The sequence below is a fragment of the Roseburia sp. AF12-17LB genome, from assembly GCF_003479605.1.
Classification (GTDB): Bacteria; Bacillota; Clostridia; order Lachnospirales; family Lachnospiraceae; genus Roseburia_C; species Roseburia_C amylophila.
Map to the genome: position 1 here is coordinate 229601 of NZ_QUHR01000004.1, position 25392 is coordinate 254992.

Annotated in this window: 22 protein-coding genes, 1 pseudogene and 1 riboswitch; of the genes and pseudogenes, 20 read left to right on the forward strand and 3 right to left on the reverse strand. The window is 42.9% G+C overall.

The window, feature by feature from the left end:
* Nucleotides 1-14 precede the first annotated feature (14 nt).
* The 10 genes and pseudogenes from DWV68_RS07360 to DWV68_RS07405 all read left to right on the forward strand — a co-directional run bounded on the left by DWV68_RS07360 (nucleotide 15) and on the right by DWV68_RS07405 (nucleotide 12022).
* Nucleotides 15-1016 carry a cobalt-precorrin 5A hydrolase gene (locus DWV68_RS07360; protein WP_243089488.1) on the forward strand — a complete coding sequence of 334 codons (1002 nt, stop codon included), beginning with the start codon at nucleotides 15-17 and terminating at the stop codon, nucleotides 1014-1016.
* On the forward strand, nucleotides 1006-1743 hold the full coding sequence (gene cobJ / locus DWV68_RS07365) for a precorrin-3B C(17)-methyltransferase (protein WP_118057647.1): 738 nt from the start codon (nucleotides 1006-1008) through the stop codon (nucleotides 1741-1743). The genes DWV68_RS07360 and cobJ overlap by 11 nt, the downstream gene beginning before the upstream one ends.
* On the forward strand, nucleotides 1740-3872 hold the full coding sequence (cobK, locus tag DWV68_RS07370) for a precorrin-6A reductase (RefSeq protein ID WP_118057648.1): 2133 nt from the start codon (nucleotides 1740-1742) through the stop codon (nucleotides 3870-3872). Before cobJ ends, cobK begins: the two co-directional genes overlap by 4 nt.
* Entirely contained in the window at nucleotides 3859-5325 is a 1467-nt protein-coding gene (locus DWV68_RS07375) for a cobyrinate a,c-diamide synthase (protein ID WP_118057649.1), read from the forward strand. Before cobK ends, DWV68_RS07375 begins: the two co-directional genes overlap by 14 nt.
* A 34-nt stretch (nucleotides 5326-5359) precedes the next feature.
* The gene (cobI, locus tag DWV68_RS07380; protein ID WP_118083005.1) at nucleotides 5360-6328 is read left to right on the forward strand and encodes a precorrin-2 C(20)-methyltransferase; all 969 of its coding nucleotides are present in this window, start codon (nucleotides 5360-5362) and stop codon (nucleotides 6326-6328) included.
* Nucleotides 6329-6411: 83 nt separating this feature from the next.
* A riboswitch (cobalamin riboswitch) is annotated at nucleotides 6412-6622 on the forward strand.
* Between the two features lie 163 nt (nucleotides 6623-6785).
* Nucleotides 6786-7988: pseudogene (locus tag DWV68_RS07385) on the forward strand (sirohydrochlorin cobaltochelatase); the annotation flags it as partial.
* 464 nt (nucleotides 7989-8452) lie between these two features.
* A complete protein-coding gene (locus DWV68_RS07390; RefSeq protein ID WP_022244140.1) occupies nucleotides 8453-8701 on the forward strand; it encodes a hypothetical protein in 249 nt (82 codons plus the stop codon).
* 19 nt (nucleotides 8702-8720) lie between these two features.
* Entirely contained in the window at nucleotides 8721-9848 is a 1128-nt protein-coding gene (locus DWV68_RS07395) for an ABC transporter substrate-binding protein (protein ID WP_243004367.1), read from the forward strand.
* A gap of 6 nt (nucleotides 9849-9854) precedes the next feature.
* Entirely contained in the window at nucleotides 9855-10859 is a 1005-nt protein-coding gene (locus DWV68_RS07400) for a FecCD family ABC transporter permease (protein ID WP_022244138.1), read from the forward strand.
* A 56-nt stretch (nucleotides 10860-10915) separates the two neighbouring features.
* Nucleotides 10916-12022 (forward strand): ABC transporter ATP-binding protein, encoded by a 1107-nt coding sequence (locus DWV68_RS07405; RefSeq protein WP_118057664.1) that lies wholly within the window; start codon nucleotides 10916-10918, stop codon nucleotides 12020-12022.
* A gap of 69 nt (nucleotides 12023-12091) precedes the next feature.
* Here DWV68_RS07405 and DWV68_RS07410 read toward each other — a convergent pair whose 3' ends face one another.
* Nucleotides 12092-13801 carry a methyl-accepting chemotaxis protein gene (locus DWV68_RS07410; protein WP_118057652.1) on the reverse strand — a complete coding sequence of 570 codons (1710 nt, stop codon included), beginning with the start codon at nucleotides 13799-13801 and terminating at the stop codon, nucleotides 12092-12094.
* A gap of 255 nt (nucleotides 13802-14056) precedes the next feature.
* Between DWV68_RS07410 and DWV68_RS07415 the strand changes: the two genes are divergently transcribed.
* A complete protein-coding gene (locus DWV68_RS07415; protein ID WP_118057653.1) occupies nucleotides 14057-14590 on the forward strand; it encodes a histidine phosphatase family protein in 534 nt (177 codons plus the stop codon).
* 23 nt (nucleotides 14591-14613) lie between these two features.
* Nucleotides 14614-14901, forward strand: a complete 288-nt coding sequence (locus DWV68_RS07420) for a hypothetical protein (protein ID WP_197420827.1) — start codon at nucleotides 14614-14616, stop codon at nucleotides 14899-14901.
* A 1-nt stretch (nucleotide 14902) separates the two neighbouring features.
* On the opposite strand, the gene DWV68_RS07425 is transcribed toward DWV68_RS07420, so the two are convergent.
* The gene (locus DWV68_RS07425) at nucleotides 14903-16396 is read right to left on the reverse strand and encodes a hypothetical protein (protein WP_118665376.1); all 1494 of its coding nucleotides are present in this window, start codon (nucleotides 16394-16396) and stop codon (nucleotides 14903-14905) included.
* 159 nt (nucleotides 16397-16555) lie between these two features.
* Nucleotides 16556-16798: a hypothetical protein gene (locus DWV68_RS07430; RefSeq protein WP_117841943.1), complete on the reverse strand. Its 243-nt coding sequence runs from the start codon at nucleotides 16796-16798 to the stop codon at nucleotides 16556-16558.
* A gap of 121 nt (nucleotides 16799-16919) precedes the next feature.
* Between DWV68_RS07430 and DWV68_RS07435 the strand changes: the two genes are divergently transcribed.
* The 8 genes from DWV68_RS07435 to DWV68_RS07470 all read left to right on the forward strand — a co-directional run bounded on the left by DWV68_RS07435 (nucleotide 16920) and on the right by DWV68_RS07470 (nucleotide 25269).
* On the forward strand, nucleotides 16920-17294 hold the full coding sequence (locus DWV68_RS07435) for an aminotransferase class I/II-fold pyridoxal phosphate-dependent enzyme (protein ID WP_255415054.1): 375 nt from the start codon (nucleotides 16920-16922) through the stop codon (nucleotides 17292-17294).
* Between the two features lie 100 nt (nucleotides 17295-17394).
* Nucleotides 17395-17994, forward strand: coding sequence for a bifunctional phosphoserine phosphatase/homoserine phosphotransferase ThrH (gene thrH / locus DWV68_RS07440; RefSeq protein ID WP_117697433.1), 600 nt, complete (start codon nucleotides 17395-17397; stop codon nucleotides 17992-17994).
* Nucleotides 17995-17996: 2 nt separating this feature from the next.
* Nucleotides 17997-19052 (forward strand): 16S rRNA (cytosine(1402)-N(4))-methyltransferase RsmH, encoded by a 1056-nt coding sequence (rsmH, locus tag DWV68_RS07445; protein ID WP_022244131.1) that lies wholly within the window; start codon nucleotides 17997-17999, stop codon nucleotides 19050-19052.
* A gap of 43 nt (nucleotides 19053-19095) precedes the next feature.
* Nucleotides 19096-20745, forward strand: coding sequence for a Na+/H+ antiporter NhaC family protein (locus DWV68_RS07450; protein ID WP_118665388.1), 1650 nt, complete (start codon nucleotides 19096-19098; stop codon nucleotides 20743-20745).
* Between the two features lie 126 nt (nucleotides 20746-20871).
* Nucleotides 20872-21762 (forward strand): YARHG domain-containing protein, encoded by an 891-nt coding sequence (locus tag DWV68_RS07455; RefSeq protein WP_118173613.1) that lies wholly within the window; start codon nucleotides 20872-20874, stop codon nucleotides 21760-21762.
* A gap of 40 nt (nucleotides 21763-21802) precedes the next feature.
* A complete protein-coding gene (locus DWV68_RS07460) occupies nucleotides 21803-23299 on the forward strand; it encodes a C69 family dipeptidase (protein WP_118665378.1) in 1497 nt (498 codons plus the stop codon).
* 38 nt (nucleotides 23300-23337) lie between these two features.
* Nucleotides 23338-24933 carry a MutS-related protein gene (locus DWV68_RS07465; RefSeq protein ID WP_118665380.1) on the forward strand — a complete coding sequence of 532 codons (1596 nt, stop codon included), beginning with the start codon at nucleotides 23338-23340 and terminating at the stop codon, nucleotides 24931-24933.
* 123 nt (nucleotides 24934-25056) lie between these two features.
* Nucleotides 25057-25269 (forward strand): FeoA family protein, encoded by a 213-nt coding sequence (locus DWV68_RS07470; RefSeq protein WP_022244126.1) that lies wholly within the window; start codon nucleotides 25057-25059, stop codon nucleotides 25267-25269.
* The last annotated feature ends 123 nt before the right edge of the window (nucleotides 25270-25392 follow it).

Here is a 25392-nt window from a genome sequence, read left to right on the forward strand (position 1 = left end):
AAGGCGGAAAGAAAATGCAGTCATTGAAATGGAGTGTCATCAGCTTTACCGAAAAGGGAGCAGAGCTTGCCGAAAAGATAAAAAGACTTTCGAAAGAGCAGCAGCTTCCCTGTGAAATTCATACTTATCATGGCAGAAAACAGGTGGAAAATCTGAACGCGTGGACAAAGGAGCAGTTTTCCCTAAGAAATGCAATCATTTTTATCGGAGCATGCGGAATTGCAGTGCGGACAATTGCCCCATTTCTTAAGGACAAGCTGACAGACAGTCCGGTGCTGGTACTGGATGAGGCAGGCAATTATGTCATTCCTCTTTTATCCGGGCATGTAGGAGGCGCAAATGAGATAGCACTTTTACTGGCAGAGTTATTAGGAGCAGTTCCGGTAATTACCACAGCGACCGACATTAATAATGCCTTTGCCATAGATGTATTTGCAAAAAAGCATGACCTATCCATTGATAAAAAAGAAGGCATTAAGAAGGTTTCTGCAAAGGTGCTGGAAAAAAGGAAGCTTTCCATGACAATCGCTCCGGAATATGCCGCCAAAGTGGATGTGGCAATCGGCACACCAGAGGATGGGCAGAAGCAGGAACCATTATTGACCTTAATCCCCAAAGAATATATTCTTGGAATCGGATGCAGAAGGAATAAAGAAGAACAGGAACTTAAGGCATTTGCAGAAAACTGTTTAAAGGAAGCCGGAGTAGACTGGAAACAGATACGGGCGATTGCTTCGATTGATAAAAAGAAGGATGAAAATGCAATTCTAAAACTTGCGGCAGAACATGGCATTCCATTTCTCACCTTTGATGCAGAAACCTTAAGCCGTGTGTCCGGTACCTTTGATTCATCGGTATTTGTGGAAAGCCAGGTGGGCGTAGACAATGTCTGCGAGCGGGCAGCCATGGCAGCCTGCCGGGATAATGGAAGGCTGGTGCTTCAGAAAAAAGCGGAAAATGGAATGACACTGGCTATAGCAAAAGAAGATTGGAGACTGACTTTATATGAAGAATAAAATATGGATTGTTGGAATGGGACCGGGAAAAGAAGAGATGATGACAGGCAGAGCCATCGAAGTATTAGAACAGGTGGACGTAATCATCGGATATACCGTATACCTTGATTTGCTAGGAGAACGTTTTCAAGACAAGGAATTTCTTTCCACGCCGATGCGGCAGGAAGAAAAACGCTGCAGAATGTGTTTTGAGGAGGTCGGAAAAGGCAAAAGCGTGGCAATGGTATGCAGCGGCGATGCCGGTGTCTATGGAATGGCATCACTGATGTATGAGATCGGAAAAGAATATCCGGCGATTTCACTGGAAGTGATACCGGGAATTACCGCAGCCAACAGCGGAGCAGCGGTTCTTGGAGCACCATTAAATCATGACTACTGTGTAATCAGTCTCAGTGACCTTATGACACCATGGGAGTTAATTGAAAAGAGGCTGATTATGGCGGCACGGGGAGATTTTGCTATTGCACTTTATAATCCGTCCAGCCGGAAGCGGGCAGACTATTTGGAAAGAGCATGTAAGATTCTGCTTCAGGAGATAGAACCGGAGCGCGCATGCGGTTATGTGGAAAATATCGGAAGAGACGGAGAAAGCACAGTTACCTGTACATTAGAAGAATTACAGAGTAAAACAGTAAATATGTTTACTACCGTTTTTGTTGGAAATTCCAGAACCAGAATTCAGGATGGAAAATTAATCACACCAAGAGGCTATAAGATAGAGCAATGAAAAAAATAATCATTTTTTCAGGAACAACAGAAGGAAGAAAATTATCGGAGCTGATGGCGGCAGCAGGCATAGCCCACACTGTATCGGTGGCAACCGATTATGGAAAGCTGGTCATGAAAGAGCATCCAGAGGTGAAGATTCAGGAAGGACGCCTTTCCAAAGAAGCTATGTCAGAATATCTAAGGAAAGAATCCTTTGACCTTGTAATCGATGCCACTCATCCCTATGCGGTGGAAGTGACCAGAACCATAAAAAGCTGCGTTGTCGGAATGAAAGAGGATGGACTTGAGGTCACTTACTTACGGCTGAAACGGAGCATCCATGCGTCAGAAGAAGCAGGACTTCGTTTCTTTGACAGCAATGAGGCCTGTGCAGAAGCATTAAAGGAAATCAAGGGAAACATTCTTCTTACTACAGGAAGCAAGGAACTTTCCGTATATACCGAATCGGAAGAAGTAAAAAAACGTCTTTATGTCCGGGTACTGCCGGGGCTGGAAAGTCTTGAAATCTGCCGGAGGGAAGGAATTCTGCCACAACAGATTCTGGCACTGCAGGGACCTTTTTCTGAAGAATTCAATGATGCACTGATTCATCAGTACGGGATAAAATGTATGGTAACAAAGCAGGGCGGCATTACCGGAGGCTTTTTAGAAAAAAAAGAAGCAGCTTTAAAAAATCATATCCCGCTTTTGGTCATTCGTCGGGAGGCAGCAGAGGAAGACGGACTTTCCTTTGATGCAGTCTGTGAGAAAATCGAAACATTAACAGGGGTAAACCTTTCCTTAAGACCGGCGGAGCTTATGATTACGCTGGCAGGAATCGGACCGGGGGATGCAGATATGATGACCGTCCGGTTAAAGGAAGCATTGGCAGAAGCGGACCTTGTATTAGGTGCGAAACGTCTGATAGAGGCGGTGACACCGAAGCTTGAAAAAGAGGCACTTTATCTGCCGGATAAAATCCTTACATGGCTTCAGGAAAAGAGCAGACAGTATGCGGTGCATGAAAAACTGAAGGTAGTCATCCTTTTTTCCGGGGATATTGGTTTTTATAGTGGCTGGAGCAAGGTAAGAATCTGTCTGCAGGAAGCGCTGCAAAAGGGCATACTTCATGGAACCTTGCAAAGCATTCCGGGCATTTCTTCCATTCAGATGATGGCAGCAGCCTGTGGCGTAAGCTGGGAAAATGCCGGAATTTACAGTATACATGGCAAAACAGATACGGATGGCTGGCAGGCAGAAGTGCTGCACAGGCTGCATGAAAATGGGCAGCTGTTTCTTTTGGTATCCGGAGCAGAAGACATCAGGAAATTAGGAGCACTTTTTTCGGATAAAGAGAATTGCAGAATTACAGTGGGGTACCAGTTATCTTATCCGCAGCAGAAGCTGATGGTGCTTACACCGGAAGCATGCAGGGAGATAGAACAGGAAGGATTGTATGTTGTCATGATAGAGAAGGAAGAACAGAAAGCGAATGAAGAATGTGCGGAGCAGGGAAAGCGCAGGGAACAGGAAGCGCAGGAAGAGCCGGCAACTTTGTCACCGGGAATCCCGGATGAAGCCTTTATTCGTGGGAAAGTTCCAATGACCAAAGGGGAAGTGCGTCAGGTCAGCCTTTGCAGCCTGCGGCTTCAGAAAGATTCGGTGCTTTATGATATTGGAAGCGGAACGGGTTCGATTGCTGTGGAAGCAGCCCATTTATCCAAAGGAATCAAAGTCTATGCCATTGAAAAGAAAGAAGAGGCGCTAGCACTTCTGGCACAGAATAAAGAGAAGTTTCAGGTAGCAAATATGGAGATTATCCGGGGAATGGCACCGGAGGCATGCAATGGATTAGAGGAGCCAACCCATGTTTTCATCGGGGGAAGCGGTGGACATTTGATGGAAATTTTAGAAGTACTGGCAGCAAAAAAGAGAAGAATAAGAGTTGTAATGAATGCTATAAGTCTTGAGACGGTGGCAGAATTCAAGCAGGTGAAAGAGCGTTTTCCGGTCTGTGGTTTTGAACTGATTCAGATGCAGGTCAGCCGTTATCATGAGCTTGGCTCTTATTATATGCCAAAGGCGGAAAATCCGGTTATGATATGTTCCTTTGATTTGCAGGGAGGAGAAGCGGATGCAGAAGCGTAAAGGAGTAGTTCTTGCAGCACCCAAAAGCGGCAGTGGAAAGACATTGATTACCTGTGCGTTAATCGAAGCCTTGAAAGAAGCAGGAGTCAATGTCTGTGCATTTAAATGCGGACCGGATTATATAGACCCGATGTTTCACCGGACGATTTTAGGTGTGCCGGGCGGAAATCTGGATACATATTTTACCGGCGAAACAAAGACAAAAGAGATATTTATGGAAGAGACACCGGAAGATGCATTTGCAGTGGTAGAGGGTGTCATGGGGCTTTATGACGGACTTGGCGGAATTTTAGAAGAAGGTTCCACCTATCACCTGGCAAATTCTGTTTCCCTGCCGGTGATTCTGGTAATTGATGCACATGGCATGGGAAGAACGATACTTCCACTGATACAGGGACTTTTATCCTATGACAAAGCCGGAATCATAAAGGGCGTGATACTAAACCGGGTCAGCAAAATGTTCTATGCGTCATTAAAAGAGTTAATCGAAACCAAATTATCCATAGAAGTGCTGGGCTGTTTTACCGAACAGAAGGAGCTTCATCTGGAGAGCCGCCACTTAGGCTTAAAACTTCCAGAAGAAAAGCGTGATTTAAAAGAACAGGTATGCCGCGGGGCAGACAGCTTAAAAGAAACGGTATCGATAGAGCGGATTTTAGCAATTGGGGGAGCCGGAGAAAAGGATGCGGCAGCCCCAAAAGTTGATAGTCACGAAAACAAAGTGACATATCAGAGAGCAGATATCTATGAAAATGATATGGTATTCCAGAGAGCAGATATCAAAAAAAATGACACCCATGAAAGTAAACTCCGCCTTGCCATCGCAAGAGATGAGGCATTTTGTTTTTATTATCAGGAGAACCTGAAACTGCTTTCAAAAAGGGGCTTTGAGCTGGTGCCGTTTTCTCCCCTGCATGATAAGAAATTGCCGGAGCATATCAGCGGATTACTGTTAGGAGGGGGATATCCGGAACTTTTTGCAAAGGAATTATCCGAAAATGACAGCATGAAGACAGCCATCCGGGAAGCCATCCGGGGCGGACTTCCGTCACTGGCAGAATGTGGGGGTTTTCTTTATCTTCATAAATCACTGAAGGATATGGAAGGCAGACAATATTCCATGGCGGGCGTAATTGATGCAGATGCAGATTACCGGGGAAAGCTGGTGCGTTTTGGCTATGTGGAGCTTACCGAGAAAGAGAGCTGTTTCCTGCCGGAAAAAGAAGGAATCCGGGGACACGAATTCCATTATTTTGACAGTACGGAAAATGGAACGGACTGCGTGGCAAAGAAACCGACCGGAAACAGAAGCTGGGAGTGTGTCTGGGAAGGAGAAAATCACTGGTGGGGATTTCCTCATCTTTATTATCCGTCCAACCCTTCTTTTGTGGAGCATTTCTATCAGCAGGCAGGATTGTATCAACAATCGAAATTGAAGCAAAAAGATAAATAGAAGTAAAAGATAATTTAAAATAAGAGGAAGACAGATGCAGAAAGAAAAAGCACAGAGCGGAATTTTATATGGAATCGGAGTAGGTCCGGGGGAGCCGGAGCTTTTGACCCATAAAGCGGTTCAGGTGATAGAATGCTGCGATACCATAGTAGTGCCGTCCGAACCGATAGAAGAGTGTAATGCTTTTCAGATTGTAGAAAAACTGGTGCCGGACATCCGGAAACATCAGCTTGTGGCATGGAATTTTCCCATGACCAGAGATGAGAAAAAGTTAGAAGAAGCCCATGATAAGATATGCGAAAATATAGAAGCATATCTTGCAAGGGGAGAAAAGGTTGCCTTTTTAACGCTGGGGGATCCGGCAATTTATTCCACCTATACTTATCTTTCACAGAAAATCGAAGAGCATGGTGGCCATACGGAAATGGTCAGCGGTGTACCGTCTTTTTGTGCAGTGGCAGCAAGACTTGGCATTTCGCTGGGAGAAAAGGAAGAGCAGATTCATATTATTCCCGGTTCCTATGAGATAGAAGAATCGAGACAATTTTCCGGCACCAGAATCTATATGAAGTCCGGAAGGAAGCTGAAGCAGTTAAAAGAAATGCTGCAAAAGGAAAGCACTATCCGTCCGTTAGAAGTGTATAGTGTTTCTGATTGTGGAAAAGAGGAAGAAAAAGTCTTTTCCGGTGTGGATAACATACCGGAAAACAGCGGATATTTTACCATCGTGATTGTAAAGACCAAAGATGAGCCGGTGCATAACAGCAGCCGCTTTTTTGAGAATCGTGCATGCGCTTATTATCCCTGCCATAGGGACATTGAGCAGATTAACTGTATGTTCTGCTACTGCCCGATGTATGAAATGGAGCATTGTCCGGGAACACCGGAGTACAAAGAGACAAATGGCAGAAAACTTAAGATTTGTACCAACTGCACATATCCCCATCAGGCAGAACATTATGATGCCATTATGAAGGTACTGACCCATCGGCTGAAAGGCTAGAGAACTTTTTAAGGGTGAAGATTGTTGAGGCGGGGTGAACTATGGCTTGTGAAAAAATAAAAAGTGTGTTAGTATAGTAGCGATTTCATAGAAAGATAACCGGTGCCTGCAATGAAATTCATTCATATGCAGGGTAAAAGGGAAACAGGTGTAAATCCTGTACGAACTCGTCACTGTAAGAAGGGAGTAACGTAGTCAGGCTTTTAAAAGCGCCACTGCTGCACAGACATTGGGAAGGTGATTACGGAGCGTTAATCTTTGAGTCAGGAAACCTGCCGTTTATCTGGTACGGGAAGAGATTCCGGGTCACGAGTAATTGGCTGTACTGTTTGATAACAAGGGAAATCCGTAAAGCGTATTTCCTGTAGTTAGTATGTCATTTACTTCGTTCATAGCAATATGGAACGGAGTTTTTTCATGTGTAAGTGAAACCAGAACATGAGAAAAGGAGAAAAAAATGAAAAAGAAAGCATTGACTGTAGTTCTTACACTTACTATGGCTGCAACCATGTTTGCGGGATGTGGTGATAAGAAAACAACAGGGACAACTGAAACAACAGAAGCTGTTTCGACAGAAGATGAAAAGGATGATCAGGCAAAAGCAGATGAAGTAGCAGCATTGATTGATGCAATTTATGTGCAGGAAAGAACTGATGAGACAGATGCACAGTGTAAGGCAGCAAAAGAAGCATGGGATGCACTGACAGATGCTCAGAAGGAACTGGTATCCGGAGAAAATGCAGACCCGGATTACTTTGGAAGAGATACCGGAGATGCATCAAAGGATGATCCTTTAAATCAGGATGATATTGGAGAAAATGAGCTTTTGGTAGTAAGCTTTGGTACATCCTTTAATGACAGCCGCGCAACAGATATCGGCGGCATTGAAAAAGCATTACAGGAAGCAAATCCTGACTGGTCTGTAAGAAGAGCATTTACAGCACAGATTATTATTAACCATATACAGGCCCGTGATGACGAAAAAATCGATAACATGGATCAGGCATTAGAGCGTGCGGTAGACAATGGCGTTAAGAATCTTGTGGTACAGCCGACCCACTTAATGCATGGTGCAGAATATGATGAACTGGTAGAAGCAATTGAGAAGTATCAGGATAAATTCGAAACAGTCCGTATCGCAGAACCTCTGTTAGGTGAAGTTGGAAGCGACGCAACTGTAATCAACGAAGATAAAGCTGCCGTTGCAGAAGCAATTACATCAGAAGCAGTTAAGGCTGCAGGATATGACAGCATGGATGCAGCAGCAGAAGATGGAACAGCATTTGTATTTATGGGACATGGTACTTCCCATACTGCAAATGTAACATATGACCAGATGCAGACCCAGTTAGAGAAACTGAATTATAAAAATGCATTTGTTGGAACCGTAGAAGGTGAACCGGAAGATACCGCATGTGAAGCAGTTATTGAAAAAGTAAAAGAAGCAGGATACAAAAAAGTAATTCTTCGTCCGTTAATGGTTGTTGCCGGAGACCACGCAAACAACGATATGGCTGGAGATGATGAAGATTCCTGGAAGAGCCAGTTTGAAGCATCCAAAGCATTTGACAGTGTAGATACACAGATTGAAGGTCTTGGAAGAATTAAAGCAGTCCAGGATATTTATGTAGCACATACAAAGGCTGCTTTAGAGGCAGAGCCACTTGCAACAGCAGGTGGTTCCAATTCCTCTGCAACCTTAGAGGATGGAACTTATACCGTAGACTTCAACACAGACAGCACAATGTTTCACGTAAATGAAGCAAAAGAAGGCAAGGCAGAACTTACGGTAAAGGATGGAAAAATGACAGCACATATCACGCTTCCATCTAAGAACATTGTAAATTTATTTGCTGGAACAGCAGCAGATGCACAGAAGGATGGAGCCAAGCTTCTTGAGCCGACTACAGATACAGTAGAATACAGTGATGGAACCAGCGAAGAAGTATACGGCTTTGATGTTCCGGTTCCTGCAGTGGATGAAGACTTTGACCTTGCATTAATTGGAACAAAGGGAAAATGGTACGACCACAAAGTATCTGTTTCTAATCCTGAAAAAAAAAATTAGCTGATGGCTCTTATGAGGCAGAAGTAACTTTAGAGGGCGGAACCGGAAGAGCAACGGTGGATTCACCGGCGAAGGTTGTGATAAAAGATGGAAAAATCACTGCAACCGTTGTGTGGAGCAGTCCAAACTATGATTACATGTTAGTAGATGGAACGAAGTATCTGAATGAGAACAAGGGTGGAAATTCCACCTTTACGATTCCGGTATCCGGCTTTGACTGTGACATTGCAGTAGTGGGTGATACTGTTGCAATGAGCACACCTCATGAAATTGAATATACATTGAATTTTAAACTGGTAAAATAAAATGCAGAAAAAACAAATTATGATAGTAAGCGTTATCTGTATACTTCTTCTGACTCTTTGTGCCTGTGGTACAAAGAAGCAGGAGAAAAAAGCAGATACCGTAGATTTTAGTTCTCTCAGCAGGACCGGGAGTATGGAATTAAATTATGCAACACAGTATAGTGTTGATGAATATGGCGGGTACAAAATGATTACGATCGTGGATGGCGGTCGTTTTTTGCTTATTCCGGAGGGAGCGGCAGTGCCGCTGAATATACCGGAGGATGTTACAGTTTTACAGCAGCCGCTGGATAAAACATATCTGGTATCCACTTCTGTCATGGATTTAGTAAGACAGATTGATGCCATGTCAGATATCCGGCTTTCCGGAACGAAGGAAGATGGCTGGTATGTAGAAGAAGCCAGGCAGGCAATGGAGGAAGGAGACATTTTATATGCAGGAAAATACAGTACTCCGGACTATGAGCTCATTCTGGATGAAGGCTGCAATCTGGCAATTGAAAATACAATGATTTATCATAACCCGGAAGTAAAAGAAAAGTTGGAAGAACTTGGAATCCCTGTACTTGTGGAGCGTTCCAGCTATGAATCACACCCATTGGGCAGACTGGAATGGATCCGTTTATATGGAGTATTATTTGATAAAGAGGAAGAAGCAGATTCTTTCTATGAAGCAGAATTAGAAAAATTAGAGCCGATTATGAAGAAAGAAAGCTGCAATGTAACAGTAGCATTTTTCAGTGTGACAGCAAACGGAACAATCAGTGTGCGGAAATCAAATGATTATGTAGCGCAGATGATTGCTCTTTCCGGTGGAACCTATGTGCCGGAACAACTGGCGGGCGAAGAAGAAAATGCACTTTCCACAATGAACATACAGATGGAGGATTTCTATGCAGATGCAAAGAATGCCGATATCTTAATATATAACAGTACAATTGAAGGCGAAATCAGTACGCTGGAGGAATTGAAGCAGAAGAATGCACTGTTTGCAGATTTTCAGGCAGTACAGGATGGAAATGTCTATTGTACCACAAATAATTTCTTCCAGAAATCCACGGCAATCGGAGATTTTATGGAAGATCTGAATAAAATATTTCAGAATACAGATACAGAAGAAGCAGGATATTTAAAGAAGCTGAGGTAAAAGAAAATGAAGCGGTATGCAGTCTCTTTTATAACAATTATTATATTGCTGGTGGGATTAATTTTCTGGAATATTGGTTCTGGAAGTATTTCGATTTCATGGGATGAACTTTGGAATATTTTACTGAAACAGACAGAAGAAGGCACCGCTTATCATATTATCTGGGATATCAGACTGCCACGGATTCTTGCTGCTGTCATGCTGGGGGGAGCATTGTCCATTTCCGGATTTTTACTGCAGACCTTTTTTGGAAATCCAATTGCAGGTCCGTATGTGCTTGGAATTTCTTCCGGTGCCAAACTTATGGTAGCACTGGCAATGATTTATCTTCTGGGAAGGGGAATTACAATCAGTTCTTTTGGAATGGTAGCAGCAGCCTTTGCCGGCTCACTTCTGGCAATGGGATTTGTACTTTTAATTTCCATGAAGGTACATAGAATGTCTCTTCTGATTGTATGCGGAATTCTAATCGGATATATCTGCTCGGCAATTACAGACATCTGTGTTACTTTTGCAGATGATTCGAATATCGTAAATTTGCACAACTGGTCCCAGGGCAGCTTCTCCGGAATGAACTGGTCGAATATCCTGATGATATTTATCCTGACCTTGCTGTCCTTTCTTGCGGCAATGTTTCTTGCAAAGCCGATTGGTGCGTATCAGATGGGAGAGACTTATGCCAGAAATATGGGTGTTAATATAACGGTGCTCCGGGTAAGCCTGATTCTGTTATCCAGCTTATTGTCGGCTTGTGTAACAGCGTTTGCAGGGCCGATTTCCTTTGTAGGAATTGCGGTGCCACATCTGATAAAATCTGCCACAGGAACAGCAAAACCACTGGTGCTGATACCGGGCTGCTTTCTGGGGGGAGCGGTAGTGACACTGTTTTGTGATGGAATCGCAAGAACACTCTTTGCACCGACAGAAGTAAGTATCAGTACCGTTACAGCGGTCTTTTTGGTTCCGGTGGTAATTGTAATGATGCTGCGCAGACAGGAGGAGCGGGGATGACAAAACAGATAGCAGGAAAAAAAGAGTCCACAGAGAAAGAATGCATGGCAGGAAAAATGAAATCTTCTGAAAGAAAACAGGGGCTTGTAACAGACAAATTCACAGTTGGATATGGAAAAAAGGTCATTCTTTCGAATGTCAATCTAATGGCAGAGCCGGGAAGGGTATTGACATTGATTGGCCCGAATGGTTCCGGTAAATCTACGATTCTAAAGAGTATTGTAAAGCAGTTGAAATCCCTTGATGGTGTAGTATACCTGAACGGGAAAGCAACCTCGGAAATGAAAGAGGCAGAAATTGCAAAGAGCCTTTCCATGGTAATGACAGAGCATATTCATCCGGAGCTGATGTCCTGCCGGGATGTGGTTGCAACCGGACGATATCCCTATACCGGAAGACTTGGAATCTTAGATAAGCAGGACTGGAAACTGGTGGATGAGGCAATTACCATGGTTCATGCGGAAGAGGTGGCAGAGCAGTCATTTACAAGAATCAGTGACGGACAGAGACAGCGTGTTATGTTGGCGAGAGCCATCTGCCAGGATACAGCAATCCTGGTATTGGATGAACCTACCTCTTATCTGGATATCCGTTATAAGCTTGATATTTTAAACAGCATCCGGAAACTGGCAAGGGAACGGAATATAGCAGTAATGATGTCACTGCATGAACTTGACTTGGTACAGAAAGTATCGGATATGGTAGCCTGTGTAGATGGAACCACCGTCAGCCACATAGGAACACCGGAAGAAATCTTTCAGGGTTCGCTGGTACAGAAGCTTTATGGAATTGAGGAAAAGAACTTTGATTCCATGCTTGGAATCATGCAGATGCCGGGAAATAAAGCGGCCCCGAATGTATTCGTAATCGGAGGCGGTGGTGCTGCAATACCAACCTATTACAGACTGCAGAGAGAGCATATTCCATTTGCAGCAGGAATCTTATTTGAAAATGACGTAGAATATCCTGTTGCAACGGCACTGGCATCAAAAGTCATTACTGCAAAAGCTTTTTATCCGATGGAAGAAGCACAACTGGAAGAAGCTAAGAAAATACTTGCAGGCTGTGAAACCTGTATTTGCACCTGCGAGAATTTCGGACCTTATAATATGTTAAATAAAGAACTGCGAAGCCTGGCAGAAGAACAGGGAAAATTGAAATAAAGAAATTGGAATAAAAGAAAAGCCCGTGGAATCAAAGTTGTTTTATGATTTCACGGGCTTTGGTATATTTTACTGTTCAGTGTCTTCCGGTAAGATGAATTTTCCAACAAGTTCATCTAAGGAAGTTGCCTGTGCAGATAACTCCTGGCTGGTAGCAGAGGTCTCTTCTGCGGATGCGGAGTTGGACTGAACTACCTCAGAAATCTGGTTTACACCCTGTTCTGCCTGATCCATGGCATTTGCCTGAGTCTTAGCAACATCACTGATGTGCTTGGAAGATTCAGCAATCTGCTGGATACCATTTACAACGTTTCCGATAGATTCAGCAGCATGGTCTGCAGCAGCATTACCTTCAGCAATCTCCTGAAGGGCACCTTCGATTAAGTCTCTGGTATCTACAGCAGATTTGGTTGTCTGCTCTGCAAGCTGACGAATCTGGTCAGCAACAACGGCGAATCCACGTCCTGCTTCGCCGGCTCTTGCAGCCTCGATAGAAGCATTCAGAGAAAGTAAGTTGGTCTGGGAAGCAATATCTTCGATTTCAGAAATAATATTTCCAATCTTCTTAGAAGTTTCATCAATACGTGCCATAGCATCAACCATGGCTTTCATTTCAGCACTGCTGTCTTCTGCTTCAGCAGCATACTGCTTTGCCTGATCATAAGCAATCTGAGCCTGATCAGCGGACTGTTCAATATTACTTGTAATATCAGTGATTGTTGCCTGAAGCTGTTGTACGGCACCGGCCTGCTCAGTAGCACCTTCTGCCATACTCTGGGAAGATTCTGCAAGGTTCATGGAACCGGCAGAAACCTGGGAAGAAGCTTCTCCAATCATCTGGATAGTATGTACCATTGCATCACGCATGCCACGCATTGCGGTCAGTAACTGTTCGAAGTCACCGACATATTTGTCGGAATGCTCGGACTGAATGGTGTAATCACCATTTGCCATGCCCTCCATCAGAACACCTACATCAGTGATGAGTGCGTTTAGTGTTTCGGCCATTTCAGTAGAAGTGGCTACAATACTTGCAACTTCATCGTTGGATTTCACCTCCGGGAAAGGGTCATGTAAATTACCCTGTGCAAAAGTGCTAAGACGATTCTCCAGTGCGACTAAAGGTTTTGAAATTCCCCTTGCAATGGAAGCTCCCATCTTGGAAGAAACAAGGATGGATACGATAATAATTACAGCAATGATAATGATAAAAATAAGGGAAACAACAAAAAGTGTATCTGCTAAACGATCTCCTTCTGTTACTTTGGTATTCATCAAGTCCCTCATTCCGGAATAGATTTCATCATATAATGGGGCTACTTCATCAACCATTATATTCTGGGCTTTTGCGCTCTGACCCGGGTCAGTTGTTTTGCCGGTATCAATTGCTTTCTGCTCAGTAGTCCAGTAATCTTCCAGCTTGGTATCAATGGAATCATAGATTTCCTGCTCTTTGCTGGTGGTAGTAACTTCATCTACGATTTCCCAATACTGTTCAAAAGTGGCCTTTCTTTCATCATGGGTATCGGACATCTGACTAATCAGACTGTCATCATCATATCCGATAATAGCACGGGTGGCAGATCGGGTATCGGTAAAGGCAACCATTGCTTTGCCGATGTCACCCTGTGAAAAACCATAATTGTTCAGGGCATTCTTATACAGAGTCATGGTTACAATCAGCATAACCACACCAAGGACGGCTGCGATGGAGCAGGATGTCACGATAATACGGAATGCCTTCCCCAGACGTTTTCTAATTTTAAGATTCTCAAACATAACGTTCCTCCTTCGTTATATACAATGGCACTATGGCACCAATTGCGTTATACAATAGTAAAAGTAAAAGCGAAAATCTAAATATTTATCATAATTTTACTACTTTATGGGAAATAAGTCAAAATTATTTAGACAATAAGTGACTTGGAAACTGATTATTCCTCAAATTTGTTTAAACATATGAAAATTGACATTTTTCCGGTGAACCGCTAAAATGACGAAGAACATAAATAAGGCATTAAGGGAGATAACAGTATGGGATATGTATATTTTGTCCGGCACGGACAGACCATATGGAATGTAGAAAATAAGATATGTGGTGCAACAGATATTGCACTGACTGAGCTTGGACATAAGCAGGCAATTGAGACCGGAAAGAAAATATTAGAAGAAGGCATAAAGGCGGATGAAATATTATATTCCCCATTAATCCGGGCAAAAGATACTGCATTGCATATTTCGGAAATTACCGGAATTCCGGCAAGGGAAGAGCTTCGTTTAAAAGAGCAGAACTTTGGCAGATTTGAATCCACACCGCGGGATGGAACAGAATTTAAGATTGCAAAGGGACAGTTTATCACCCGCTATGACGGCGGAGAATCTATGCTGCATCTGGCACAGAGAATTTACAATCTTCTGGATGAAGTAACAGCTTCCGATAAGACTTATATTCTGGTGGCACACAATGGCATATCAAGAGTTGTGCAGTCCTATTTTTATGAAATGACCAATGAAGAATATGCTGCATTTGGCGTGAAGAACTGTGCCATATTAAAATATGAATTCTAAGAGACGAAGGGCAGGAATGGAAAATGAAACCGAAGTCGGAAAAGAGTATAGAGCTTTATCATATCATGACAGAGCGAGGGTATCCGGAAGAATTCTGTGATGTCATTACCCGGAATCTGAATACGGATTTTACGGCACAGAGGATGTTATGGTATTTATCACACTATGAATATCTGCCGGAGGGTGAAATTGTAGATGAAATGCTTGCCATTTTAAGTGACCGGAATGCGATTATGCAGAAAAAAGAATTAGAAAAAACCAATGCTGCATGGAATGAATTTCTGCAGCATGGTTTTGAAGAAAAAGAATAGTTCATCGGATTAATTTCATATCTTCGATAATAAAAGTCTTATCTTCCATATGATATTCGCTGTGACAGAATGGACAATACCGCTGTCGTACTGCATCAAAGCTGGCACCGCAGCTATTACAGATAACGGAACTGATGGAGAATCCAGGTGGTTCCGGAGTGGAAATATTTCGCAAAAGAGTGACATCAATACAGTCACCGGTTTTGGAAATATTTCCATTTTTTTCGCTGTAATTTATCCACCAGGTTCGTAAGGTCATATGCAGCTGATTGTTTTCCACGGACAGATTTCTCAGTGTCATGCCACTGGTATAAGTCATTTCAATGATATCTTTGAAACGCTCGTCTAATGTACCACCACGATAGGAAGAAAGCGTGGATGGGTCATTGGAAAATACCGCCATGCGTACAAGAGAAATCATCTGGCTTTCAAACTTTTCATAAGAGAAATTCGGATCATAACGAAGCATCGTATCCTTTAACTTCCGTTTTGTACGCAGAAAGCCAAAAGCCGAAATATGTTTCATGCCATCCCGGTTGCCAAGCCCCATAAGAAGCAGCAAATCTCCTAACAGCAAGCCTAAGAATCCGCCACCAATTAGTGCGGCAAGATAAGCAGAGAACAGTGCCAGAGGAAGAATTTCCTGTTTTTCAATGAGAAAGAATGGGAAGAATCCAGCAAAAAATGTCAGCATGGTAAGTAAAATGGTATTGTGAAATACCTGCATATTCCGGTTAGAGGATGGATTTATTACAAAGGATAAATTCATGACACGGGGAAATAAATCCGTTATGCGAAATTTTGTACCGCAGTAAGGACAGCCTTCCGTCAGATTGGAAACCAGATTAACGGCACCACAGCTTGGACAGGTTGCGGTAATAAAGGGAAGCTGCTGTTCGTTAGGGCTGTGTACAATTGTTTCATACATAACCTGCTCGGTATCACGGGAATAGAGTTCACCGGAAGTGTTGGAAAAAGAGAACTTATGGCGGATTTCTTCATAAGTTGTATCCGAGGTATACCAGGCACTCTTGTGGGTGAGACAGGCAGTACCAAAAGTATTTCCCTTTCCCGGAATGACACGGTTTTCCATATGAAGTCCCTTTTCCTTAAGACGTTCCTGCTGTAATTTCAGAAAATATGTAATATCACCATCACAGCTTACCGGAGGAGTTTCATCTTCGTTCCACTGGTTATATTCTTTGGCAAACCGGTCATACATGCCTCTGCCTTTGTCCCAGGCAGGTTCGTAGTCGCGGAAAGCTTTGGCGTCTTTATGGAATTTCAATAATCGGAAACAGCCGAAGATGCCAAGGATAATACCGGCAGCCAGCAGCAGATAACGAGGCATCAGATCAAGCTCTGTAACGGTAATGCAGGAAATAAGAATGGTTCCAAGGGCAATGAAGAAGATGCCCTGTGCCAGGTATTTCCGGTCCGGTTCTGTTACTTCAAAGGTACGTTTTTTACTGGATAGGTTGGATAAGATACTCATGGAGACTCCTTTCTGAAGGATTTCTTAAAGTTAAAATAAGCATTTGATAAGTCACTATTAAGTTAGTACGCAGTGCATCTTGAAAATCGAAGATTTTCAAGATGTACGTGCTTCGCACTATCATCTCATTATATCACACTTCAGAAAGAAGATAAATCATCAGCCGATATGGATGCCGAGAAGCTCTAAGAGGAAGAAGACTAGCGGAATCGTAAAGACGGAGCAAAGTGTCATGACAAAGCAGGTCTTTGAAGCAAATTCCGCATCGGAATGGTAGTTTTCTGCCATCATCGGAATGGCGGACATGGCTGGCATACATGCCATCAGGGTAAGAATGGTTGTTTCGGTCGGAGTAAGGAAATGTGATACCACGGCTGCAACACCAACCGGAATCAGAATCATTTTGACAATTACCAGAAAGAAATAATCATAAATAAAGTCGAGATTCTTTAAGGAAATATAAGAAAGAGTTGCACTCAGGAAAATCAGCGCAAGACTGAAGCTTACATTTCCAACAGAGGTAATTGTATGTTATTCCAGCAGCTTTTCCAAGGTTGTGGCACCGGGGCTTCGTGTGGGATTTATGATTGCCAACAAGAAGATTATAGAACATGGAACACTGTTAAAACAGTTTACCGATGTACATACAAATATTCTTGCACAGATGATTGTTTATGAGTATTATAAGAATTATGATATTAAGAAACATATTGCAGAGGTATCCGCTTTCTATGCGAAAAAGAGCGAATATATGTGCAAATTAATCAGGGAAAAGCTTCCAAAGGCGATAAAGTGTATTGAGCCGGATGGCGGAATGTTTGTATGGTGTACCGATACCTCTGGTAAGATTAACATAGCTTGTCACATATTGGCTATGAGAAAAGCTTTAGCTTTCTGAAAAATGAGGTTCTTTCTTGTACTTTTATTCATAATAAGGTATACTTTAGGGAAGTAATTTGTTGAATTAAATATGTTTGTATGGAGGATTAATTATGGACATGAACATTGTATGCCTTGATCTGGAAGGAGTATTGGTACCGGAAATCTGGATTGCATTTGCAGAAGCAAGCGGAATCCCTGAATTAAAGAGAACTACAAGAGACGAACCGGATTACGATAAATTGATGAAATGGAGACTTGGCATCTTAAAAGAACATGGACTTGGATTAAAAGAGATTCAGGAAACCATCGCAAAAATCGACCCGATGCCGGGAGCAAAAGAGTTCTTAGATGAACTTCGTTCCATGACACAGGTTATCATCATCAGTGATACCTTTACCCAGTTTGCAGGACCTCTGATGAAGAAATTAGGCTGGCCTACCATTTTCTGCAATTCTCTGGAGGTGGCAGAGGACGGTGAGATTACCGGATTTAAGATGAGAATTGAAAATTCCAAGCTGACTACAGTAAAAGCATTACAGTCCATTGGTTATGAGACGATTGCCAGCGGAGACAGCCACAATGACCTAGGCATGATTGAGGCGAGTAAAGCAGGATTCTTATTCCGCAGCACCGAGCAGATTAAGAAAGATCATCCGGAACTGCCTGCATTTGAGACTTATGATGAATTAATGGAAGCAATCAAGAAGGCTCTTTAATTATGGCAGAGGAAAACCAGACAACCCACAAACGCCGGGTGCGTTACAGTGGAAAATATCCGAAGAAATTTGAAGAAAAATATAAAGAACTTCAGCCGGAAAAATATAAAGATACGATTGAGCATGTAATAAAAAAAGGAAACACACCTGCCGGAATGCATATTTCCATAATGGTAAATGAAATTCTGGATTTCTTAAAAATCCAGCCGGGAGAAACAGGCTTTGATGCGACCTTGGGATATGGCGGTCATACGAAAGCCATGCTGCAGTGCTTAAAAGGGCAGGGACACATCTATGCAACGGATGTAGACCCGGAGGAATCAGCCAGGACAAGAAAGCGGTTAGAAGAGGCCGGTTTTGGAGAAGATATTCTGACAATACGATTACAGAATTTCTGTACGATAGATGAAATTGCAAAAGAAGCCGGCGGATTTGATTTTATTCTTGCGGACCTGGGTGTATCTTCCATGCAGATTGATAATCCGAAGCGTGGATTTTCTTTTAAAGTGGATGGCCCACTGGATTTACGGCTGAACCAGGAAGCCGGAATCAGTGCAGCAGAACGCCTGGCTGCCATTACAAAGGATGAACTGGCGGGAATGCTTTATGAAAATTCGGATGAGCCATACTGTGAAGAACTGGCAAAAGCGATTACCGATGAGATTCGAAAAGGCAACCGGATTGATACCACCACAAAGTTAAGGAATATCATTGAAAAGACGCTTGATTTTCTACCGGAAAAAGAGAAGAAGGATACGATAAAAAAGACCTGCCAGCGAACCTTCCAGGCACTTCGTATTGATGTGAACCGTGAATTTGAAGTACTGTATGAATTCATGGAGAAACTGCCGGATGCATTGAAACCGGGCGGAAGAGCTGCAATTTTAACTTTCCATTCCGGCGAAGACAAGTTAGTAAAGAAAGCATTAAAAGAAGGCTATCGGGCAGGCATTTATGCCGATTATGCCAAAGATGTAATCCGCCCATCTGCACAGGAGTGTGCGCAGAACGGACGGGCACGTTCTACTAAGATGCGCTGGGCAATTAAGGCAGAGTAGGTTATTTTGAAAATACAATGAGATGGAGACGAAAACAGTGAAAATGAAAAGAAAACAGATTGGTATGCTGGTATTTATTGCGATTATCGTGATACTTATGGTCGTAACAAGCCAGACACCTGGAACAATTGCTGATGCTGACAGCTATCAGTGTAAAGCTTATGCGACAATTTTATCATTGCTTCCGCCGGTTATTGCAATCGGACTGGCACTGATTACCAAGGAAGTATATACCTCACTTCTGGCAGGAATTATTGCAGGAGGTTTGCTGTATTCCAACTTCAACCTTGAGTTGATGATAAATACCATTTTCTTCCAAGAAGAGGGCGGTATGGTATACAAGCTTGCGAATGCATGGAATGTGGGAATTTTAGTATTCCTTGTCATGCTTGGCATTTTGGTATCCCTTCTTAACCGTGCAGGTGGTTCTGCCGCATTTGGAAAGTGGGCATCCCGGCATATTAAAACCAGAATCGGAGCGCAGATTTCCGTTATGATTCTTGGTGTATTGATTTTCGTGGATGATTATTTTAACTGTCTGACCGTAGGAAGTGTAATGCGTCCGGTTACAGACCGGCACAAGGTGTCCCGTGCAAAATTATCTTATATTATTGATGCAACGGCAGCACCGGTATGTATCATCGCACCAATCAGCTCCTGGGCAGCAGCAGTTACTTCTTCTGTTCCGGCAGATTCCGGAATCAATGGATTTGCGGTATTTATCCAGACAATTCCATATAACTTATATGCATTGCTGACATTGGTAATGTTAATTGGAATTACTCTTTTGCGCGTGGATTTCGGACCGATGAAAACCCATGAAATGAATGCAATCAAAGGTGATTTGTTTACCACACCGGGAAGACCGTATGAAGATAATGAAGAGGAAGTTGTAAAAGAAAACTCTCACGTACTGGATTTGATTCTTCCGGTAGCTGTGTTGATTGTAAGCTGTATCGTAGCCATGATTTATACCGGTGGCTTCTTCAGCGGAACTTCCTTTGTAGAGGCATTCTCTGGCTGTGATGCTTCCGTCGGACTGGTTCTTGGCGGCGCAGTAACACTGGTATTTACTTTTATCTATTACATGTTGCGTGATGTTTTATCCTTTAAGGAATTTACCGAATGTATTCCGGAAGGATTTAAGGCGATGATTGCTCCGATTCTGATTCTGACTATGGCATGGACCTTATCCGGAATGACCAATCTCTTAGGAGCAAAAGTATTCGTGGCTGATCTGGTAGCAAATTCAGCAAATGCAATGCAGGGCTTCCTGCCAATGATTATCTTCCTGGTAGCAGCGTTCTTAGCATTTGCAACCGGAACCTCCTGGGGAACCTTCAGTATTCTGATTCCGATTGTCCTTGGTGTATTCCCAAGCGGACAGATGATGGTAATCTCCATTGCGTCCTGTCTGGCAGGAGCAGTTTGTGGAGACCATTGCTCACCGATTTCAGATACCACAATTATGGCATCTGCCGGTGGCCACTGTGAGCATGTTAACCATGTAGCAACCCAGCTTCCGTATGCATTGACAGTTGCAGCAGTCTGCTTACTGGGCTATTTCCTGATTGGTATCCTGCAGGCAGCAGGACTGGCAGGAATTTCATGGCTGGCACTTCCGGTTTGTATCGTGGTATTAATTGGCGTATTATTCGTAATTCGTTCCAGAACAGGACGGGAAGAAATTTAAAAAATAAAAAAGATAATGCGGGATACGGAATTGGTGTCCCGCATTTTTGTACAATAGAATCTATAATAAAAATAATTTGAAAATTTGAAACAAAAGAAACATAAAATAGCAGAAAAGAGGAAAAAAATGTTTTGTACAAAATGTGGAAATGAATTACCGGTAAATGCAAAATTCTGTACCAAATGCGGAACGAAAGTAGAAGCTTTTCAGCCGGGAGCAATCCAGCCAAATCCGACACCGCAGAAAGCACCGGTAAATCAACCGACTCCGGTACCACAGAGAAACTCAGTACCGCAACAGGCACCGACACAGCAGCAGACCCCGGTAAGACAGGCAAGTCCGGCACCACAGCCACAACAAAAAAAGAATGAGAAAGTAACAAAAACAAAGAACAGTGAAAAAATATCAAATAAAAATAAGAATGAAACTGAGAAGAAATCCGGCTCCGGTGCCATGGTATATTTATTAATCGGTGCAGCAGTCATTATTATTATTCTGATTGCAATTATTGTATTGTTATTTATCAAGGGCAATCAGCCGGCAAAGCAGGATGATATTACCGATAAGCCGGTGGTTACAACGGAGCAGACCACAGAGACGGAAATGTCTACAGAGCAGACAGATAGGAAAGATGTAAGCGGACAGCAGGAAGCATCTGAGAAAACTTCCGAAGTAATAAATAAAGAAGATACAACTGGAAATGAGGACATGGGAACAGACGGAGCAGTTGGAGAAGAGGAAGCAGAATATATTCTTCCGGAGAGTGCCAGCCGATTATTAACGGAAGCTGATTTGGAGAATCTGACCCAGGAGGACCTCCGGATTGCCAGAAATGAAATCTATGCAAGACATGGAAGAAAATTCTTAGATGAAGGACTGCAGGAATATTTCAATGGAAAATCCTGGTACAACGGAACCATTGAACCGGACGATTTCAAAGAAGATATGTTATCGGAAATAGAGAGAACCAATGAGGATACCATCGTGAACTATGAGACGAAGATGGGCTATCGTTAGAAATAACATTCAATGAAACAGGAAAAGGGGTAGAACAGATATGCCATGTACAACTATTTTAGTAGGGAAAAAAGCTTCTTATAATGGAGCAACCATAATTGCACGAAATGATGATTCCGGTGCCGGACATTTTACACCTAAGAAATATGTGGTAATTCATCCGGAAGAACAGCCGACAATCTATCAGTCTGTATTATCTCATGTGAAAATAGAATTGCCGGAGCATCCGATGCGTTACACGGCAATGCCGAATGCGGTAGACGGGGAAGGTGTCTGGGCTGCCTGTGGAGTCAATGAGGCAAAAGTTGCCATGACTGCAACAGAGACCATAACTTCCAATCCCCGCGTCTTAGGAGCAGATCCTCTGGTGACCTACCATCCGGCAGAAAATGGCAGGGAAGAGATTATCGGCGGCATTGGAGAAGAGGATATTGTATACATTGTGCTTCCGTACATTCACAGTGCAAGAGAGGGTGTCATTCGCCTGGGCAGTTTGCTGGAGCAGTATGGAACCTATGAGATGAATGGAATTGCATTTCAGGATAAGGATGAAATCTGGTGGCTTGAGACCATTGGCGGACATCACTGGATGGCAGGAAGAGTGCCGGATGATGTCTATGTGGTAATGCCAAACCAGCTGGGACTTGACACCTTTGATTTAGAGGATGCCCTTACTACACAGAAGGACTATATGTGCTCAAAGGATTTGCGGGAATTTATTGAGAAAAATCATCTGAATCTTTCTTTGGATGGCAGCTTAAATCCAAGAGATGCATTTGGTTCCCATGATGATTCCGATCATGTATACAATACACCAAGAGCCTGGTTTATGGAGCGTTATCTCAACCCACATACCTATAAATGGGATGGGGAGCAGGCTGATTATACGCCGGCATCCGATGATATTCCATGGTGCTTAAAACCGGAGAAAAAGGTAACGATCGAAGATGTAAAATATGTATTATCCGCACATTTTCAGGGAACACCGTATGACCCATATGGTTCTTATGGGGAAAAATCCATGAAAGGCGCATTCCGTTCCATTGGAGTTAACCGGAATGATTTTCTTTCTGTGATTGAAATGCGGCCGGAGCAGGCGGACATTACCGAAAATACAGGAAGCATCATACAGTGGGTAGCATTTGCATCCAATGTATTTAATGTGTTGGTTCCGTTTTACGGGGAAGTGGAGACAACGCCGGAATATTTATCCAATACCACCGGAGAAGTTTCTACAGATAATTTCTACTGGGCAAGCCGTATGATTGCAGCTATGGCAGATGCCTCTTATCACAGATCCCTTTTTCACATCGAACGCTACCAGATGCATGTGATGGCAAAAGGACGGGAACTGCTGCATACCTATGATGCACTTCTGGCAGAAGAAACGGACGCAGCAGATAGACAGAAACTGATGCAGCAGGCAAATAATGCGATAGCAGAAATGCTTAAGAAAGAGACACAGGATACTTTGGATAAAGTGCTGTTTGAATTAAGCAGCCAGATGAAAAATGCATATTCACGTTCAGATGCGTGACAGAGAAGGGCACAATAGAGAAAAGGAGCGTAAGTGGAATGCAGACAGATTTTCATTTATTATATCCACCGGATTATGACCGGAACAAAGCCGTTCCCATGAAGGATTATAAATTTATCCACGCATTAAAAATTGATGCTATGGTAATACTGATTAAGGAAAGTTACCGGGGAGTGGCAGACCTTTCACTGGAAAATTTCTTCTCTACAGATGAGCGGGTATTAGAGTATCGTCTGGGCGTAGTAGAAGATCTGGTGGAAAATCCATCACTTTACGAGGCATTTTGCAAGGCGGTATCCATTATTTATAATATCAATGATATGCGAAGAGTATTAAACAGTGATTTTACGACGGATTCAGCCCTGCGTTCGGTGCGATATCTTGAAATGTATCAGGAAATTGTAAATCTGTTTGCGGATGCATTGGAAAAAGCAGAGATTCATTCGGAAGGTATGCAGAATTTCAAAAAAGAAATTCACTCAATCGTAGCAAGCAGCGAGTACCAGAGCCTGAATGAGGAACTTCCGAAAATGGAACTGAACTTCGGGCATATCAAAAGCGTAACCGTAGGTATTAATCTTGATGGCAATTTAAGACCGAAAGAAGCCGGACTGATTTCTGTCAATGAGGAGCAGTTCCATCCAGGAACTATCATGGACCGGCTTTTGAAAAAAGGGAAAAAAGATAAATGGCATCTGATGTCGGCACTCTATCCACTGAGCCGGGTGCTGCACAATGATGAACAGGATGCTATAGACTATTCCATGAATGCAGCTTTGCAGACTATTTTTGCAAAGTCGCTGAGGGAGTTTGAACCGCTGGTGCAGAATTATTATCACATTAATACAAATATGTTTATTGCTTTATTGGATGATATCCGTTTTCTGACTGCCGGAGTAAAATTTATCCGTTCCATGAAAGAAAAGGGATTTGCCATGTGCAGACCGAAGATTGCATCCATGCAGGAGAAACGCTGTGAGTTAAAGCATGTATACAATCCCATGCTGGCAGTGAATTCCGTAGAGGAAACAATTGTGTCTAATTCCTTTGAGCTGGATGAAAAAGGAAGATTCTATCTGATAACCGGCCCAAATCACGGAGGGAAATCTATTTTTGCCTATTCCATCGGAATGGCGCAGGCGTTATTCCAACTGGGGCTGTTTGTTCCGGCAGAAGAGGCGGTAATGAGTCCGGTGTCTGGAATATTTACACATTTTCCATCCTCTGATGAGAATAATTATGGAATGGGCAGACTGGAAAGTGAGTGTGTAAGACTGAGTGAAATCATGAAACAACTGTCAGATACGGATATGCTGTTGATGGATGAATCTTTTTCCAGTACCAGTGGACTTGAGGCAGGCTACATAGCATCAGAGGTGCTGACCGGAATCGGAATTATCGGCTGCTGTGGCCTTTATGTGACCCATATTCATGATTTGACACAACAGCTGGATACCTATAATGAGCATCCGGAGAATAAAGGCAAAATCGATAATCTGGTGGCAATGATGGAAAGTAAAGAAGAGGGTACCCGGAGTTACCGGGTCATCCGGACGACACCGGATGGCTTAAGTTATGCAAGAGATATTGCCAAACGTTATGGTCTGGATTTGGAAGATATTTTAAAAAGATAAAAGAGAAAATCCGTATCTTACTCCTGTTATATACGTATACTATTTGTTGGAAGATTGCAACTAAGATAGCAATTGACTAACAGGGCAGGTGAAAACTACAATAGGAGAAAAGGAGGAATTTCTATGCAGGCATTGTCAAAAGCAACACCAGGTGAAACCTATACCATTCAGTGGATGTTTGGTCAGCCGGAAGTGCTTGATTTCTTGCATAGCCACTCTGTGGATGAGGGGGAACGCATACAGCTCATCCAGAAAATGCGTGACTGTGTAATTATTGGGGCAAAAGACAGCAGATTTGCAATGGGAAATGAAATTGCAGACCGAATACAGGTGTAGGAAAATCGTATAAACGCGGGAAAATATTTTGTGGGTTATCCGCATAAAAAAAGGGAAGCAGTTCCGATGGTGTACCGACCCCTAAAAGTTAGACCAAAAAATCTAACGATTGGAGGTCGGTAT

Excerpts from the sequence above, each read along its gene's own strand:
- rsmH (WP_022244131.1), top strand. The coding sequence starts at position 17,997 with ATGGCAGAGGAAAACCAGACAACCCACAAACGCCGGGTGCGTTACAGT.
- DWV68_RS07395 (WP_243004367.1), top strand. The coding sequence starts at position 8,721 with ATGATAGTAAGCGTTATCTGTATACTTCTTCTGACTCTTTGTGCCTGT.
- DWV68_RS07360 (WP_243089488.1), top strand. The coding sequence starts at position 15 with ATGCAGTCATTGAAATGGAGTGTCATCAGCTTTACCGAAAAGGGAGCA.
- DWV68_RS07460 (WP_118665378.1), top strand. The coding sequence starts at position 21,803 with ATGCCATGTACAACTATTTTAGTAGGGAAAAAAGCTTCTTATAATGGA.
- DWV68_RS07455 (WP_118173613.1), top strand. The coding sequence starts at position 20,872 with ATGTTTTGTACAAAATGTGGAAATGAATTACCGGTAAATGCAAAATTC.
- DWV68_RS07415 (WP_118057653.1), top strand. The coding sequence starts at position 14,057 with ATGGGATATGTATATTTTGTCCGGCACGGACAGACCATATGGAATGTA.
- DWV68_RS07430 (WP_117841943.1), bottom strand. The coding sequence starts at position 16,798 with ATGATTCTGATTCCGGTTGGTGTTGCAGCCGTGGTATCACATTTCCTT.
- cobI (WP_118083005.1), top strand. The coding sequence starts at position 5,360 with ATGCAGAAAGAAAAAGCACAGAGCGGAATTTTATATGGAATCGGAGTA.
- DWV68_RS07470 (WP_022244126.1), top strand. The coding sequence starts at position 25,057 with ATGCAGGCATTGTCAAAAGCAACACCAGGTGAAACCTATACCATTCAG.
- cobJ (WP_118057647.1), top strand. The coding sequence starts at position 1,006 with ATGAAGAATAAAATATGGATTGTTGGAATGGGACCGGGAAAAGAAGAG.
- DWV68_RS07425 (WP_118665376.1), bottom strand. The coding sequence starts at position 16,396 with ATGAGTATCTTATCCAACCTATCCAGTAAAAAACGTACCTTTGAAGTA.
- DWV68_RS07410 (WP_118057652.1), bottom strand. The coding sequence starts at position 13,801 with ATGTTTGAGAATCTTAAAATTAGAAAACGTCTGGGGAAGGCATTCCGT.
- DWV68_RS07465 (WP_118665380.1), top strand. The coding sequence starts at position 23,338 with ATGCAGACAGATTTTCATTTATTATATCCACCGGATTATGACCGGAAC.
- DWV68_RS07375 (WP_118057649.1), top strand. The coding sequence starts at position 3,859 with ATGCAGAAGCGTAAAGGAGTAGTTCTTGCAGCACCCAAAAGCGGCAGT.
- cobK (WP_118057648.1), top strand. The coding sequence starts at position 1,740 with ATGAAAAAAATAATCATTTTTTCAGGAACAACAGAAGGAAGAAAATTA.
- DWV68_RS07400 (WP_022244138.1), top strand. The coding sequence starts at position 9,855 with ATGAAGCGGTATGCAGTCTCTTTTATAACAATTATTATATTGCTGGTG.
- DWV68_RS07405 (WP_118057664.1), top strand. The coding sequence starts at position 10,916 with ATGAAATCTTCTGAAAGAAAACAGGGGCTTGTAACAGACAAATTCACA.
- thrH (WP_117697433.1), top strand. The coding sequence starts at position 17,395 with ATGAACATTGTATGCCTTGATCTGGAAGGAGTATTGGTACCGGAAATC.
- DWV68_RS07420 (WP_197420827.1), top strand. The coding sequence starts at position 14,614 with ATGAAACCGAAGTCGGAAAAGAGTATAGAGCTTTATCATATCATGACA.
- DWV68_RS07450 (WP_118665388.1), top strand. The coding sequence starts at position 19,096 with ATGAAAAGAAAACAGATTGGTATGCTGGTATTTATTGCGATTATCGTG.